We start from the raw sequence: 15,520 nt of genomic DNA, 5'->3' as shown, positions 1-15,520 counted from the left end.
ATTTCTGGCTCATAGTGCGATAGTGAGATCAGATCAGGGGGACGGCACGTCGGGACGTAGCTAAGAGGCGGACCTCATGGACACGCCACCGCACCGCCTCGGGCTCGAACGGGTCGTCGAGGTCTACTCGGGTCACGACGACCTCGTCGGCGTGACCGGCTCCGGCTATGCGATCGGTGCCGATCTGGTGCTGACTTCCGGCCTGGCGGTGGCCCCTGGCCTGCCGTGCCAGGTACGCGCGGCGGATTCGGGCCACTGGGCCGAGGCCGAGGAGGTGTGGCGCGGACGCGGCGGGGCGGGCGCGGTGCTCCTGCGGGTCGCCGGGTCGCCCTGGGCCGGCGTCCCCGGCATCGAACACGTCCGCTGGGCCAGGGTGGCCGCCTCCTCCGGCGCGTCGACGGGCTTCAGGGTGCGCTGCGTGGCCAGAGGGTTCCCCTGGCTGGGGCGGCGGTCCGGGATCCGGGACGCGGAGACCGTGACCGGCCTGGTCGACGCCCCAACCGGCGCGGTGTCGAAGGTCCTGGCGGTCAGCGTGCTGAGCCCCGGGCCCGAGTCGCCGCCCGGCGCGCTCACGCGGGGCCTGTCAGGCGCCGTCCTGCTCGCCGAGCCGGCCGGGCAGATCATCGGCGTGGTCGCCGCCGGCCCGCCCGGGACCGCGCCGCACCACCTGGACGCGGTGCCCGCGACCGCCCTGCTGGGCGACGAACGGTTCTGCGAGCTGGCGGGCGTGGCGCCCGGCCGGCTGGAGACCGTGGCGGAGGACGACCCCTCGGTGCTCCTCGCCGACCTCCTGACCCCCGCCCGCGAGAGGCTGCCCCAGGACTGCTCGGACTGGACCCTGCTGATGGCGCGGCACGCGGTGGTGCCGTTCCTGGGCAGGGACGAGGAGCTGGCGGACCTGCGCGCGTGGGCCGCCGAACCGGCCGCCCTGTCGATCGCGGTGCTGACCGGCCGCAGCGGCACGGGCAAGACGAGGCTGGCGGGCGAGCTCTGCGCGGAGCTGGCCGAGGCCGGGTGGGACACCGGATTCCTGCCGCTGGACTCCGCCGGCGGCCCGCTGACCGGCCGGGCCCTGGAGGCGTTACGCCCGACCCTGCTCGTGGTGGACCATCCTGACCCGTCCCCGCCCCTGGTGGGCGAGCTGGTACGGCGCCTGGCCAAGCACGGGCGCAACCCTCGCGTACGGCTCCTGCTGCTGGCCCGCGAGCTCGGCGAGGCGGACTGGTGGCGGCGGCTCGACACGGCGGCCGGCGGCTGGCTGAGACGGCTCACCTCCACGACGGTCCAGCTCAACGCCCACCCGCTCACCCTGGCGGAGCGCACGGACCACGCGCTCGCCGCCATGAAGGCGTTCGCACCCAGCCGGGCCGCCCTGCCCGCCCCTCCCCGCCTCGACGACCCGGAGTACGGCCTCCCGCTCCACGTCCACCTGGCGGCCCTGCTCCGGCTGTGCGACGACGAGCGGCCCGTGCCCTCCCTCGCCGGAGAACCGCACGCACGCGACCGCGACGCCGACGCGCACACGCAGCCGATGCGGGCGCACGGCGGCGGCCTGCTCCGGCGGTTCCTGTCGCGGGAGATCGACCAGTGGGCACGGGTCTGGCCCGCCGAGCACGAACGCGTGGACGACGTGACGGCGCGCCAGGCCGTGGCGGTGCTCACGCTCACCGCGCCGACCTCTGCGGAGCTCCCGGGCCTGCTGACGGCCGTACCCGGGCTGCGGGGCGGGACCGGGCCCCACGGGCACACCACGAACGCGGCCCGCTGGCTGGGCACCGTCTTCCCGAGCGGCGAGCTGGGCCCCGACCTGGTGGCCGAGGAGCTCCTGGCCGAGACGGAGGGCCTGGACGAGCTCGTGCTCGCCCTCCACGATCACGAGGGCCGCACGGTCCACCACCTCGTCCACCTGCTGCACATCCTGCGCCTGTCCGCCGACCGGGCGCCGGTCGGGTCGGCGCTGCGCTCGCTGGTCGGGGCCAGGATCGGCGCGATGGTCACCGAGGCCGCCGCGAACCCCGCCACCCGGCTCGGGGACATGCTCAACGCCGCGCTCATGCTGTTCCCCGCCGATCAGGAGCTCGCCGAGGCCGCGTCCGGCCTGCTGGGGAGCGAGCGGGGGGCGGGGCTGGGATCGCGGGCGTTGCACGTCACCCTCGGCGAGCTGGCCGTACGGCACCGCCGGGCGAGCGGCGGGCGGACCGCGCTGGCCGCGGGCTTGTCCTGGCTGTCCGGGCGGCTGGTGGCCGTGGGGCGGGTCGGCGAGGCGGTCGTGGCGGCGGCGGAGGCCGTCGAGATCTACGCGGCCGCTCCCCCGTACGAGGCGGCGACCGGGCGAGCGGAGGCGCTGTTCAGCCTGGGGGCGTGCCTGCTGCTCGCGGGGGAGGCCGGTTCGGCGCTCAAGCCCGCGCAGGAGGCGGCGGCCAGGTTCCGCATCCTGGCCGAGGAGGACCGGGGGTACGCGGCGGAGACGGCGCGGGCGCACCACAATGTCGCGTGCGCGCTGCTGGAGCTCGGGCGGCTGGACGAGGCCGTGGCGGCGTTCGAGGCGGCGGGCGGCGACGCCGAGACCGCGGCGCATCTGACGGCACTCGCCTCCGCTCCCCCTCAACCACCCCCTCAACCAGGACCGTCATGGCCGCGGCCCGAGCCGACCACGCAACCGGGCCTGCGCTCTGAGCCGTCCCGACCGGCCATGCGCCCTCGACCGGCCTTCCCGCCGCCACCGGGAGCCGGGTTCCAGCCGGGCGACACGCCGCCGATGAGGTTGCTCACCGCGCCGACCCTCGCGCCACCTCCGGGGACAGCCGTGCCGGTGGCCGGGCCGGTGCCGGTGGCCGCCGCGCCGGGGCCCGGGCCGCTGGTGCCGTTCGAGGAGGCGGACGGCGGCGCTCTGCCCGAGCTGGCCGCCTGCCTGGCCGTCGCCGCCACCGCGGCCGTCAGGGGCGTGGCCCCCACGAACAGGGACCTGGCCCTCCACCTCCACCTCCTGGCCGCCTGGCTCGAAGGGCAGGGCAGGCCGGCCGACGCCGTCGTCCCCGCCTCGGAGGCCGTCGTACGGCTGCGCGGCCTCGCCGCCCAGGAGCCCGGCCTGCGGTCCATGCTCGCCGACGCCGCCGGGCTGCTGGCCGGGCTCCATGCCCGGCTGGAGGACCTGGACGCCGCCGTGCGATCCGCCGCCGAAGCCGTACGCAACCTGCGCGCCCTGGTCGCCCTGGAGCCTGACGAACACCGCCACGCCCTGACCGGGCAGCTGCTGGAGCTGGGCGAGCTGCTGCTGGTCGACGACCGGCCCGAGGCGGCGCTGGGGCCGTTGCAGGAGGCCATGAGCGTGGCGGCCGACCGGCACCCGGCCACGCAGGCGAGGGCCAGGCGGCTGCTCGGCCTCTGCCTGGACGAGCTCGGGCGGCCCGCCGACAGCCGGGCGCAGCTGGAGCTCGCCGCCGAGCTGTACGACGGGCTGGGCACCGGGGACCCGACGGCCGAGGACGGCTCCCCCGCGCGGCACGCGTCGGAGGTGCGGGCGCGGGCGGGGCGGCCGGAGCCGGAGGCCGGCCGCGCGGGCGGGCGGCCGTGGCTGCTGGAGCTGGTCACCTCGCGGCCGGAGGAGGCCGTGGTCAGCGCGGAGCGGCGGCTGGTGGAGTGCCGCCGGGCCGCCGAGGAGGGCGGCACGCCGGAGATCCATGCCTACATCTCCGCGCAGGCCGTGCTTGCCCGGGCCTGGACGGACGTGGGACGGGCCGGGGACGGGCTCGTGCTCGCGACGCAGGCCGCCGAGCTGCTGCGCCGCCACCCCGTACCGGAGGCACCGCAGCGGGAGCCCGGGCCGGAGCGGCCGCACGCGATCGCCGTGGGGATGGTGGCGGCGGCGCTCGGCAGGGCGCTCGTGGGGCTGGGGCGATCCGAGGAGGCCGGGCCGCATCTGCGTACCGCCATCGAGTCCTACGAGCCGATGGCCGAGACGAGCGTCGTGTTCCGTACAGAGCTGGCCGAGCTGCTGATCCTCGAGACAACCGCGCTGTCCCAGGCCGGCGGGGAGGCGGCCGCCGACCGGCTGGTCGAGCTGTACGACGGGCTCGTGTCGGAAGGGCTCGTGGCCGCGTCCGCCCTCGCCGGGGCGCTGTGCCTCCAGGGCGGCGTCCGCTTCGCCGGGCAGGACGTCGAAGGCGCGCTCCAGTCGGCCGGCCGGGCCCTCGACGTCCTGACGCCGGCGGACGACCGGCTGCTCACCGCCGCCTGCCTGGAGCTCGCCGGCCTGTGCCTGGCCGAGCTGCACGAACCCGGCGCGGCCGGGCCGAAGCTGGCCGAGGGCACCGAGCTGATGACCGACCCGCCGCCGGAGCTCGCCGGCCTGCACCTGCTTGCCCTCGCGCGGCTGGCCAGGATGCGGGTCGAGGAGGAAGGACCGGCCGCGGGCCTCGCCCTCTACCGCCGGATGCTCGACACGCGGCCGCTTCCGGGGACGGATGTGCTCGGAACGCTCATCGAGGAGATCTCCGGCTTTCCGGGCGACCCGGCCGAGCTGCTGCCGTCGCTCGCGTCGTTCGCGGACGCGCTGGAGCGGGAGGTGCCGCTGAGCAGCGGTGACGGCGCCGAGGTGCACGACCGGTACGGGCAGTGCCTGGCGCGGCTCGGCACCTCCGCGCAGGACAGCACAGCGCAGGAAAGCACGGCGCAGGAAAGCACGGCGCAGGAAGACGCGGCGGTGCTCTGCGCGGAGCTGGCCGTCCGGGTCTACCAGGGGCTGGCCGCCTTCTCGCGCGACCACCGCGAACGGCTCGGCCTGGCGCTGGCCGCGCTCGCCCGGCTCGGCCAGGCCGATCCCGCCGTCCTGGAGCAGGCCGTCTATCTCCTCGCCGGGCAGCCGGGCGTCGCGCTGGCGGACGTCCTCAACCGCTACGCCGTCCTGCTGCTCGAACAGGGCCGCCCCGTGGAGGCGCTGGCGCACTGCGAGCGGGCCGCCGACCTCTGCGACGAGCTGGACGACCCGGCCGTGGCCGCCGTCACGTACGCCCGGCTCGGCGCCGCCCTGGCCATGCTCGAACGCCCCCAGGCCGCCCTGGAGGCGATCACCTGGTCCCTGGCCGAGCTGGACCGGGCCCCGGAAGGCGCGGCGGAGCTGCGCCGCGTGCGGGCTCAGGCGATCCAGGTACGCGGGCAGGCGCTGCGGGCGTCCGGAAGGGAGCAGGAGGCGCTGGCGCACCTCATGGAGGCGTTGCGGCTCTACACGGACCTGTCGGAGCGGCGGGAGGCCGCCGAGACCGCCGCGGTGATCGCCGACGACCTGCTGGCCGCCGGGCGGCCGGAGGAGGCCGCCGAGTACGCCGGGATCGCCGCCGCCGGACAGCCGCCGGGCACGCTCAAGCAGACCCTGGCCACCCAGCGGCTCGTCCGCTGCCACATGATGCGCGGCGAGCTCGCCGAGGCCAACGCGCTCGTCGAGGAGCTGATCCCGCGGGCCAGGAGGTCACCGGACGATCTCACGTACCGGGCCGTCCTCGCCGACTCCCTGGCGCAGAGCTCCGAGCTGCTGCCCCTGCTCGGGCTGGACGAGGGGACCGAGGCCGAGGCCAGGGCCCGGGAGGCCATCGGGATCTACGACGAGCTGCTGACCACCGGCATGAACGCGCAGGCCCTGCACACCAGCCGGGCGGGCGCCTGCCTCACGCTGGCCTCCGCGCTCAGGATGCGGGACCTGGCCGCCGAGGCGATCCAGCCGCTGCGGGAGGCGGTGGCGGCGCTGGAGCGGTTCAGCCCGGGGAGCACCGTGGAGCAGCGGTCCGGCCAGAGGAACCCGATGCAGCGCGAGCTGCTGTCCAGGGCGATGCTCATGCTGGGCGACGCGCTCATGGAGGCGGGCCGGGCGCTGGAGGCGGGACTCGTCTTCCACCGCGCCACGCAGGTGACCCGGGACGAGCTGTCCCGGGCCGTGGCGCACGCCCGGCTCGGCCTGTGCCAGCAGGAGCTGGGCAGGGACGACGCCGCCGACGCGGCGCTGCGGGTCTCCGCGGGGCTGCTGCGGGACCTGGTGACCCACGACGGCGTCCCCGACCTGCTCCGCGACGTGCTGCGGGGCAGGCTGAAGCTGCTGGAGAAGACGGGCAGGCGCGACGAGACGGCGGCGATCGCAGCGGAGCTGCAGCGGCTCTAGGCGGAGCTCTGGGCGTCGCTCGCCTGCACCGTCTCGCGGGCCCACCGGTAGTCGGCCTTGCCCGCCGGCGAGCGCACCATCTGCTCCACGAACGCGTACGTACGAGGCACCTTGTACCCCGACAGCAGCTTCCTGCAGTGCGCGTCCAGCTCCTCGGCCGCGACCTCGACGCCCGGCCGCGGCTCCACCACGGCCGCGACCCTGTTCCCCCACCGCTCGTCCGGCACGCCGGTCACCACCGCGTCGAACACCGACGGATGCCCCTTGAGCACCGCCTCGACCTCCTCGGGGAACACCTTCTCCCCGCCGGTGTTGATGCACTGCGAGCCGCGGCCGAACACGTTCACGGTCCCGTCGGTGTCCACGGTCGCCAGGTCGCCGGTCAGCAGCCAGCGGGTGCCGTCCTCGTCGGTGACGAACGTGCGGGCCGTCTTGTCGGGGTCGTTGTAGTAGCCGAACGCCACCCGCCCGGCCCTGGCCACGGTCCCGAGCTGCCCGGAGCCGGGTTCGACGGGCCGGTGCCGCTCGTCGAGGACGGCCAGCTTGACCACGGAGTTCGGCTGGTAGCGCAGGCCCTTCTCCGGCGAGGACCCGGCCACGCCGGACGCGGTGAAGCCGGACTCGGTGGAGCCGAAGTTGTCCAGGATCCCGATGTTCGGGAGCGCCTTCTGGAGCCGGTCGCGTACCGCCCCCGACAGGATCGCCCCGGTCGAGCTGATCACGAACAGCGACGAGACGTCGTAGCCGCCCTTCTCCAGCGCCTCGGCCAGGGGCCTGGCCATGGCGTCGCCGGTGATGTTCATGGTGAAGACGCGCTCGCGCTCGACCGCCCGCCACACGTCCTCGGCGTCGAACTTGCGCACGTACACCATGGTCGCGCCCATCCACCAGGCGATGAACGTGGCCATCTGCGCGGCCCCGTGCATCAGCGGCGGCGCGGCCATCATCACCATGGGGCCGGCCTTGACGGCCTCGTCGATCACCTCGCGCGGGGTGGCGCGCGGCTCGCCGTACGGGTTGCCGCCACCGAAGGCCATGAACAGGTCCTCGACCCGCCACATCGCCCCCTTGGGCATGCCCGTGGTGCCGCCGGTGTAGATGATGTAGACGTCGTTGCCCGAGCGCGCCGGGAAGCCGCGTTCCGGCCGGCCGCGCTCCAGAGCGGTCTCGTACGGCACCGCCGAGCCGATCGCCGACGGCCCGCCCACCGAGATCAGGTGCTCCAGCAGCGGCGCCCGGTCCGCCACGGCGGCCACCCGATCGTCGAACTCCACGTCGTAGACCAGCGCCCGGATGTCGGAGTCGCGGTAGAGGTAGAGCAGCTCGGACTCGACGTAGCGGTAGTTGACGTTGATCGGCACGGCCCGGATCTTCAGTGCGGCCAGCAGGCCCGCCACGTACTCGATGCCGTTGTAGAGGTGCAGGCCGACGTGCTGGCCGGGCTGGATGCCCAGGTCCATGAGGTAGTGGGCGAGCCGGTTCGACTCGGCCTCCAGCTCGGCGTAGGTGCGCCGGTCCGGGCCGCAGACGACGGCGGTCCTGTCCCCTATCGCGTCCGCGAGCCCTTCGAACAGGTCAGCGTGGTTGAACTCCATCAGGGTCTCTCCCGTCCGACGATCCACATCGCGAAGAACTGGGCTCCCCCGCCATAGGCGTGGCCGAGCGCCGTGCGGGCGCCGTCCACCTGGTGCTCGCCCGCCATCCCGCGCACCTGCAGCGCGGCCTCGGCGAACCTGATCAGTCCCGACGCCCCGATCGGGTTGCTCGACAGCACCCCGCCCGAGGCGTTCCACGGGGTGTCACCGTCGAGCGCCGTCGCGCCCGACTCGGTGAGCTTCCATCCCTCCCCATCCGCCGCGAACCCCAGGTTCTCCAGCCACATGGGCTCGTACCAGGAGAACGGGACGTACGTCTCGGCCACGTCGATCTGCCGCCGCGGGTCGATGATGCCGGCCTGGCGGTAGACGTCAGCCGCGCAGTCCTTGCCCGCCTGCGGGCTGACCGTGTCGCGCCCGGCGCGGAAGATCGGCTCGGAGCGCATGGCGGTGCCGTGCACCCAGGCCGGGGTGCCGGTGACCTTCGACTCCGACGACAGCACCATCGCGCAGGCGCCGTCGCTGGACGGGCAGGTCTCCAGGTAGCGGATCGGCTCCCACAGCATCGGCGTGGACTCGACCATCTTCTGGTCGATGCCGGGGATCTTGAGGTGCGCGTACGGGTTCTTGAGCGCGTTGAGCCGGTCCTTGACCGCCACCAGCGTCCCGATGTGATCGGGCGCGCCCGATCTGCGCATGTACTCGCGGATGTGCGGCGCGAAGTAGCCGCCCGCCCCCACGACCAGCGACGCGCTGAACGGCAGATGCGTGGACAGCGCCCAGGTGGCGTTCGACTCCGACTGCTTCTCGAACGCCACCACCAGCACCCGGTCGTGCACGCCGCCCTGGATGAGGCTGGCGCCGACCAGCGCCGTCGAGCCGCCCACGCTGCCCGCCGTGTGCACCCGCATCATCGGCTTGCCCGCCGCGCCGAGGGCGTCCGCCAGGTACGACTCCGGCATCATCACGCCCTCGAACAGGTCCGGCGCCTTGCCGATGACCACGGCGTCGATGTCCTTGAACGACAGCCCGGCGTCCTCCAGCGCCCGCAGCGCCGCCTCGCGCACCAGCCCGGCGATCGAGACGTCCCTGCGCTTGGTCGTGTAGTGCGTCTGCCCGACGCCGATGACCGCACAGCGGTTGCCCATGTCACGCCTCCAATACGGTGACGAGGTTGTGCTGCAGGCAGGGGCCGCCGGCGGCGTGCCCGACGGTGCGGCTCGCGTCGCCGTCGAGGATGCGCCGCGCGGCCTCGCCGATGCGGATGAGGCCCGTGGCCATGACGGGGTTGGCGGCCAGCGGGCCGCCGGACGGGTTGATCACCGTTTCGCCGGGCAGCTCCAGCGCCCGGCGCAGGATGATCTCCTCGTGGGGGAACTGGGCGTGCAGTTCGGCCACCTCGACGGGCCCCTTGCCGACCCCGGCCGCCCGTGCGGCGTCGGCCGCGGAGGCCGACACAGAAAGGTCGCGCATCCCCAGGTAGTGGGGCTCGATGCGGTGGGCGATGCCCCGGATGTAGGCGGGGTTCGGGCACAGTTCCCCGGCCAGGTCACCGGCCGCGAGCACGATCGCCGCCGCGCCGTCCGTGATGGGCGGCACGTCAGTCTTCTTCAGCGGTTGCACCGCGAAGTCCTCGCCGTCCGGGTCGGGCAGGTCGAGCGCGTACGGGTTGCCCCGCCCGTCCGCCCGGCTCCTGCGGACGATCTCGTCGAGCTCCTTGCGGTCCGCGCCGACCGCGCCGGCCTGGAGCGCGGCGTAGGAGAGCAGGTCGAGGCCGAGCGGCGCCAGGTAGTACGGGTCGAGCTGGATCGTCATGATCGTGTTCAGGTCGCCGAGCGACGACTTGCCGAACCCGTAGACCAGGGCCGAGTCGATGTCGCCGTGCTGGAGCCGGACCCACGCCTCGTACAGGGCCCAGGCTCCGTCCATCTCCACGTGGCTCTCCGAGATGGGCGGCCAGGCGCCCAGCGCGTCGAGGGCCGACACGAACGAGAACGGGGCGCCCGCGAGGTAGTCGCAGCTGCCGGAGCAGGTGAAGCCGAACCTCTTGAGCCCCGTGCGCTCTTTGACCTCGTCGATCACGGGCAGGATCAGCTCGGGCTCGGTCTGCCCGGCGTCGTGGTCGGTGTGCCGGGTCTGGGCGAACGCGACGATCGCGACATCTCTCATGACAGCTCCACGTCGGGCTCGCCGGTGGGGGCGAACCAGCGGATGTTCGACATTGACGCCGTACGCTCGCTCTCCGGCACCCAGACCGCCTTGACCCGCATGCCCTGGCGCACCTCGTGAGCGGGTACGTCCCCGATGAGCGCGATCATGGGGATGTCGGCGTTGTCGACCAGGATGTACGCCGACACGAACGGCACCTGCGGGGCCCGCGGATCCGGCAGGTTGTTGATGGCGAACGTGGTGATCGTGCCGGTGTCGGGCAGTTCGAGCGTCTCCGCGATGCCGCTTCCGCATTCGGGGCAGGATGCCCGGTACGGCACGTACACCTTGTCGCAGCTCTCGCACCGCCCGCCGAGGAAGACGCCGCGCCGGACACCCTCCAGGAAGACGCGGAGCGCGCCGCCCGCCTGGAGGCGGTATTCGGCGCGCACGTTGGAGACGATCTTCGTGACCTCTGGGGCGAAATGGGAAATGTCGCGTATGTGGCCGGTGGGCCGGTCGCTCCAGACCGGCCAGACGCGTGCCCCCACGGCCAGCGCCTTGGGGTTGCCCGCGTCCACCGCGTGGACCAGCGCGGTGTCGGCGCCGTCCAGCTTGATCAGCGCCCAGGCGAAGGGGCGGTCGAGCGGGTGGCCTTCGAGCGGCTCGTCCACCCACGCCCAGGTGGTGACCGTGCCGGCCGGGCCGACCTCGACGTACTCGCCCGTCACCGGCTCGCCGGTCGCGGGGTCGTACTCCAGGGGCGGCACGAGCACCTTGCCCTCGTTCGTCCGCACCCCGACGATGCGCCGGCCGCGCAACTCGCTCAGGAACCGGCCGATCACGGGGCCTGTGGTTCTCGTGTAGCCGCCCGGGAACTCCAGGACATGCTGGGCGACCAGCGGATCAGATGGCACGGTCTCGTCCCTCCCAGTACGGGGCGCGGAGCTTGCGTTTGAGCAGCTTGCCGTTGGGCTCGCGGGGCATCTCGTCGATGAAGTCGACGCTCTTGGGCCACTTCATCCTGGACAGGCGGCCCTCCAGCGAGGCGAGCAGCTCCCGGGCCAGCTCGGGGCCGGGTTCGATGCCCGGCGCGGGCTCGACCACGGCCTTGATCTGCTCGCCCCACTCCTCGTCCGGGATGCCGAACACGGCCACGTCCGCCACCTTCGGGTGGATCATGAGCTCGTTCTCGATCTCGGCCGGGTAGATGTTCGCCCCTCCGGAGATGATCATGTCGGCCTTGCGGTCGCAGAGGTAGAGGAAGCCGTCCTCGTCCAGGTATCCGATGTCCCCGACGGTGAAGTACTCCTTGAGCCGGTTCGCGGCGGTCTTGGCGGGGTCGCCCTTGTACTCGAACGGGACGCCCATCATCTTCATGTAGATCGTCCCGGCGGTGCCGGTCGGCACGGGCTCGCCCTGATCGTCCGCGATCAGCAGCTCGCTGATGGGCCAGGCCTTGCCGACCGTGCCCGGATGCGCCTTCCAGTCCTCGGGCGTGGCCAGGGTGCCGCCGCCCTCGGTGGCCGCGTAGTACTCGTACACGCAGTCGCCCCACCACTCGAGCATCGCCCACTTGACCGGGACCGGACAGGGGGCGGCGGCGTGGATCATCCACTTGAGCGAGGACAGGTCGTACCTGGCCCGGGTCTCCTCCGGCAGCGCGAGCAGCCGCTTGAAGTGGGTCGGGACGAGGTGGGAGTTCGTGACGCCGTGGCGCTCGCAGAGCCGGAGCAGCTCTTCGGCGTCCCACTTGTCCATGTAGACGAGCGTGTGTCCCATGTGCAGCGCGGTGCCGCCGAACTGGGTCACCGCGGTGTGGTAGTTCGGGGAAGTGACCAGGTGGGCGTTGGGGCGGCCCGGGGTCATGCCGAACAGTCCGAGCAGGAACGTCATGAGCTCTGCGGAGTCATCCGGATCGAGGCCGTTCAGCCGGCGCTTGACGCCTTTGGGCTTGCCGGTCGTGCCCGAGGTGTAGTGCATGGTGGCGCCCGCGGTGCGCTCCGCGGGGGCGGTGTCCGGCTGGCCGTCGGTCAGCTCGCTCGCCTGGCGGAAGCCGTCGGTCTTGTCCTCCCCGACGAGGAAGCGGCGGTGCGGCTCGATCGCCTCGGCCGCCCTGGCGCCCTCCCCGAGGTAGCGGGGGTGCACGAAGAACGCCTTGGCCTCGCTGTCGGAGACGATGTACGCGATCTCGGGGCCGGTCAGATGCCAGTTGACCGGGGTGTAGTACCAGCCGGCCTGCATGGCGGCGAGATACAGCACGAGCCCGTCCGCGCCGTTCGGCACCAGGCCGCAGATGCCGTCACCGGGCTGGAGCCCGAGCCCGCGTAAGCCGTGGACGAGGCGGTTGGCGCGGGCGAGCAGATCGCCCGCTCGATGCTCCGTGCCGTCGGGGTCCACGGCCGCGATCCACTCGGGATCCGCCTGCGCGAGCCTCCAGAAACCGAGCGTGCCCATGTGAGCTCCTCGTGGCGTGAGCAAAACAGGAACCTGTTCTCGTTTGCTGCTGGGAGCGTATCCTGGGGCCGAAGTTCGTAGCAAGCGCTTGATTAGACACTCCGGAGGCGTACGTGGAGCTCCTGCCGATCAGCACTCCCCACTGCCGGATCGAACGCGACGGCCATGTCCTGATCGTCACCATGAACCGGCCGGAGGCGCGCAACGCGCTCTCCTCGGACATGCTGATCGGCCTGGCCTCGGCATGGGCGTACGCGTCGGCCGAGGCCGGGATCAGGGTGGCGATCCTGACGGGCGCGGAGGGCACGTTCTGCGCGGGGGCCGACCTCAAGGCCATGGGACAGCCCTCCACGGACCCGGAGGTCCAGGCCAGGGCCGCGCAGATCCCCAACTTCCACTGGAAGGGCCTGCTCAGGGAGGAACTGCCCACCAAGCCGATCATCAGCGCGGTCGAGGGCTACGCGGTGGCGGGGGGCACCGAGCTACTGGTCGGGACGGACCTGCGGGTGGTGGCGGAGTCGGCCACGCTGGGGCTGTTCGAGGCCAAGCGCGCGCTCTTCCCCATGGGCGGCAGCGCCGTACGCCTGCCCCGGCAGATCCCGTACTGCCACGCCATGGACCTCCTCCTGACCGGCCGCCCGATCACGGCGGCGGAGGCGCTGTCCATGGGGCTGGTCAACCGCGTGGTGCCGGACGGCCAGGCGCTGGCCTCGGCCCGGGAGCTGGCCGAGGACGTCGCCGCCTCGGGCCCGCTCTCCGTGCAGGCGATCCTGCGCACGTACCGGGACACTCTGGGCATGCCGGAGCCGGAGGCGCTGAAGGTGTCGGACGAGATCGGCTGGCCGGTGATCGGGTCGGAGGACGCCAAGGAAGGCACCCGGGCCTTCCGCGAGAAGCGTCCCCCGACCTACCACGCGCGCTAGTCGCCGGTGAGGCGCTCCAGACGTTCGAGCGCCTCACCGTACTCCTCCACCAGGCCGAACATGACGTCCTTGGTCGAGCGGACCTGGTTGGTGATGCCGATGACCTGGCCGGCCGGGAAGGTGGCCAGGTCCGACACGTCGGAGCGGCCGATGCGCCGCAGGGCGTCCGACACCAGCATGAACTGCAGGGGCATCGGCAGCGTGCCGGGCGACTCCTCCGACTCCCACGCCTCCGTCCAGGCGTTCTTGAGCAGCCGCGCGGGCTTGCCGGTCCAGCTGCGCGAGCGGACCGTGTCGCGGGAGGTGGCCTCCAGGATGCGGCGCTTGGCCATCTCCGGGGTGTCGGCCTCCTCGACCGTGAGCCAGAGCGAGCCGGTCCAGACGCCCTCGGCGCCCAGCGCCATCCCCGCCGCCATCTGGCGGCCGTTGCCGATGCCGCCGGCGGCCAGGACGGGCACGTCCACCGCGTCCACCACCTGCGGGATCAGCACCATGGTCGAGATCTCGCCCGTATGGCCGCCGGCCTCGGTACCCTGGGCGACCACGACGTCCACGCCGACCTCCACCTGCTTGAGCGCGTGCCGGGGCGTGGAGGCCAGGGCGGCGACCTTGACCCCGTGCGCGTGGGCGAGGTCCACCACGTCGGCGGGGGGCGGGCCGAGCGCGTTGGCCAGCAGCGCGATGGGGTGCCGCAGGGCCACCTCGACCTGGGGGCGCGCGGTGGCGTCCGTCCAGCCGAGCAGCACCTTGCCGGGGTCGGCGTCCGACGACAGCGGCGGGACCCCGTGCTTGGCCAGGAGGTTCTCGACGAACCCCCGGTGGCCGTCGGGGATCATCGACTGCAGGCGGCCCACCAGTTCCTCGGGCGCGAAGTCGGCGCCCTCGTAGGAGGCGGGCATGACGACGTCCACACCGTACGGCTTGCCGTCCACGTGGTCGTCGATCCACTTGAGCTCGGTCTCGAGCTCCTCAGGCGTGAAGTAGAGCGCGCCGAGCACACCCATGCCGCCGGCGCGGCTCACGGCCGCGACCACGTCCCGGCAGTGGCTGAAGGCGAAGATCGGGAGCTCGATTCCGAACATGTCCGTGACACGTGTCCGCATGTGCCGACGATAAGCCGCGTAACCAGCAAACTGCAACGCGTTCTATCCTAGAACCTTTGCTCTAGTGACGAGTCTGGCCCGGCTGCTCATGCGCAGCCGGGCCACACTGCAACCCGTTCCAATCGCGACGCCTCATGCCTCGACCGGCTCCTTGATGACGGCTCGCGGCGCCCGGCGGCGGGCGACCACCAGCGCGCCGCCGAACGCGAGCAGGCCCGCCGCCAGCAGGGCGATGGGGATCGTGGTCTTCACCAGGGTGATCTGGTTCTTGGCGTCCCTGGCCGTGGCCACCAGATCGGAGATGGTCTTCGGGGTGAAGGAGGCGGTGGCGACCAGGGCCTTGGCCCGCTCGACCCCGTCCTGGCTCTTGAGCGTCTCGTTCCTGCTCACTTCCTGCTTGACCGGCGCGCCACTGGTGGGCTCGACCCAATACGTGTCCACGCCCTCGTACCAGCGGTCGACCTGGACGTCACCGGTCCCGGTCATCCCCATCATCGAGGCGGGGGCGCTCAGCGTCGCGATCTTGGTCGGCGGCACCTTCAGCTGGAACTTGTAGACGGGCAGCCCGTCGACGGTGTCCTCGCCGACGAAGGTCGCGTCGAAGGCGCGCTTGGCCGTCTGGTTGAAGTACTTGTAGGTCTTCTTCTCCACACCGAAGGGGAACAGGTAGATCTGCCCCTCCAGGTTCACGGGCTCCTTGTTGACGCTCACCCCGCAACAGTTGACGCCCACGCCGGTGTGCCGGTCGAAGGCGCTGCGCCGCTCGGAGATGTTGATCTGCGGCTTGTTGTTGGTGACGTCGTCCACCACGGTGAACTCGTCCCAGACGACCCGCGAATCGGTGGCCTGCGAGACGTCGCCGCGAGTGGTGACCAGCATCTTGAGGTTCGCGGTCAGCACCTTTCCGTCGGCGACGGAGAAGTACTGGGCCGACGGGGCCTCAAGCTCGACGGTGTTGTACTGGCCCGCCGGCGCGGAGATGAGCTTTTCCGCCGCCCAGAATCTGACCATCCCCGCTAGAACGACCAGAAACGCACCAACGGCGACGAGAACGAGGACAGGTGTACGCTGCATTCAAGATCCTCCTGGCGTCGAAGGTGCGAGAACCGGTTACATACTCAGCGCCCCGCCCCCCGGACATCAAGT

Annotated in this window: 9 protein-coding genes; 2 read left to right on the top strand and 7 right to left on the bottom strand. The window is 72.7% G+C overall.

Features of this window, described 5'->3' with window-relative positions; genetic code table 11:
* The first annotated feature begins 76 nt into the window (after nucleotides 1–76).
* Nucleotides 77–6,148, top strand: a complete 6,072-nt coding sequence (locus ACIBI9_RS13910; RefSeq protein WP_397222361.1) for a tetratricopeptide repeat protein — start codon at nucleotides 77–79, stop codon at nucleotides 6,146–6,148.
* Here the strand turns inward: ACIBI9_RS13910 and ACIBI9_RS13905 are convergent.
* Genes ACIBI9_RS13905 through ACIBI9_RS13885 form a run of 5 tightly spaced genes read right to left on the bottom strand, consistent with a single transcriptional unit; the run spans nucleotide 6,145 to nucleotide 12,348 of the window.
* The gene (locus tag ACIBI9_RS13905) at nucleotides 6,145–7,743 is read right to left on the bottom strand and encodes an acyl-CoA synthetase (RefSeq protein WP_397222360.1); all 1,599 of its coding nucleotides are present in this window, start codon (nucleotides 7,741–7,743) and stop codon (nucleotides 6,145–6,147) included. The two genes, ACIBI9_RS13910 and ACIBI9_RS13905, sit on opposite strands and share 4 nt — an antisense overlap.
* Nucleotides 7,743–8,891 (bottom strand): thiolase domain-containing protein, encoded by a 1,149-nt coding sequence (locus tag ACIBI9_RS13900; RefSeq protein ID WP_397222359.1) that lies wholly within the window; start codon nucleotides 8,889–8,891, stop codon nucleotides 7,743–7,745. Before ACIBI9_RS13900 ends, ACIBI9_RS13905 begins: the two co-directional genes overlap by 1 nt.
* A 1-nt stretch (nucleotide 8,892) precedes the next feature.
* A complete protein-coding gene (locus ACIBI9_RS13895) occupies nucleotides 8,893–9,912 on the bottom strand; it encodes a thiolase domain-containing protein (protein WP_397222358.1) in 1,020 nt (339 codons plus the stop codon).
* Nucleotides 9,909–10,808, bottom strand: coding sequence for a Zn-ribbon domain-containing OB-fold protein (locus ACIBI9_RS13890; protein ID WP_397222357.1), 900 nt, complete (start codon nucleotides 10,806–10,808; stop codon nucleotides 9,909–9,911). The genes ACIBI9_RS13895 and ACIBI9_RS13890 overlap by 4 nt, the downstream gene beginning before the upstream one ends.
* Nucleotides 10,798–12,348, bottom strand: coding sequence for an acyl-CoA synthetase (locus ACIBI9_RS13885; protein WP_397222356.1), 1,551 nt, complete (start codon nucleotides 12,346–12,348; stop codon nucleotides 10,798–10,800). The genes ACIBI9_RS13890 and ACIBI9_RS13885 overlap by 11 nt, the downstream gene beginning before the upstream one ends.
* Before the next feature lie 113 nt (nucleotides 12,349–12,461).
* On the opposite strand from ACIBI9_RS13885, the gene ACIBI9_RS13880 reads away from it, so the two are divergent.
* Nucleotides 12,462–13,271 (top strand): crotonase/enoyl-CoA hydratase family protein, encoded by an 810-nt coding sequence (locus tag ACIBI9_RS13880; RefSeq protein ID WP_366311043.1) that lies wholly within the window; start codon nucleotides 12,462–12,464, stop codon nucleotides 13,269–13,271.
* Here the strand turns inward: ACIBI9_RS13880 and ACIBI9_RS13875 are convergent.
* Both ACIBI9_RS13875 and ACIBI9_RS13870 read right to left on the bottom strand, forming a co-directional pair.
* Nucleotides 13,268–14,374 carry an NAD(P)H-dependent flavin oxidoreductase gene (locus ACIBI9_RS13875; protein ID WP_397222355.1) on the bottom strand — a complete coding sequence of 369 codons (1,107 nt, stop codon included), beginning with the start codon at nucleotides 14,372–14,374 and terminating at the stop codon, nucleotides 13,268–13,270. The two genes, ACIBI9_RS13880 and ACIBI9_RS13875, sit on opposite strands and share 4 nt — an antisense overlap.
* Before the next feature lie 132 nt (nucleotides 14,375–14,506).
* Nucleotides 14,507–15,448: a DUF3068 domain-containing protein gene (locus ACIBI9_RS13870; RefSeq protein ID WP_397222354.1), complete on the bottom strand. Its 942-nt coding sequence runs from the start codon at nucleotides 15,446–15,448 to the stop codon at nucleotides 14,507–14,509.
* Between the last annotated feature and the right edge of the window lie 72 nt (nucleotides 15,449–15,520).

This window comes from Nonomuraea sp. NPDC050451 (assembly GCF_044458585.1).
The sequence above is the reverse complement of the archived record's forward strand: the minus strand, read 5'-3'. Positions and strand labels throughout refer to the sequence as shown.

Excerpts from the sequence above, each read along its gene's own strand:
- ACIBI9_RS13895 (WP_397222358.1), bottom strand. The coding sequence starts at position 9,912 with ATGAGAGATGTCGCGATCGTCGCGTTCGCCCAGACCCGGCACACCGAC.
- ACIBI9_RS13870 (WP_397222354.1), bottom strand. The coding sequence starts at position 15,448 with ATGCAGCGTACACCTGTCCTCGTTCTCGTCGCCGTTGGTGCGTTTCTG.
- ACIBI9_RS13905 (WP_397222360.1), bottom strand. The coding sequence starts at position 7,743 with ATGGAGTTCAACCACGCTGACCTGTTCGAAGGGCTCGCGGACGCGATA.
- ACIBI9_RS13900 (WP_397222359.1), bottom strand. The coding sequence starts at position 8,891 with ATGGGCAACCGCTGTGCGGTCATCGGCGTCGGGCAGACGCACTACACG.
- ACIBI9_RS13910 (WP_397222361.1), top strand. The coding sequence starts at position 77 with ATGGACACGCCACCGCACCGCCTCGGGCTCGAACGGGTCGTCGAGGTC.
- ACIBI9_RS13885 (WP_397222356.1), bottom strand. The coding sequence starts at position 12,348 with ATGGGCACGCTCGGTTTCTGGAGGCTCGCGCAGGCGGATCCCGAGTGG.
- ACIBI9_RS13875 (WP_397222355.1), bottom strand. The coding sequence starts at position 14,374 with ATGCGGACACGTGTCACGGACATGTTCGGAATCGAGCTCCCGATCTTC.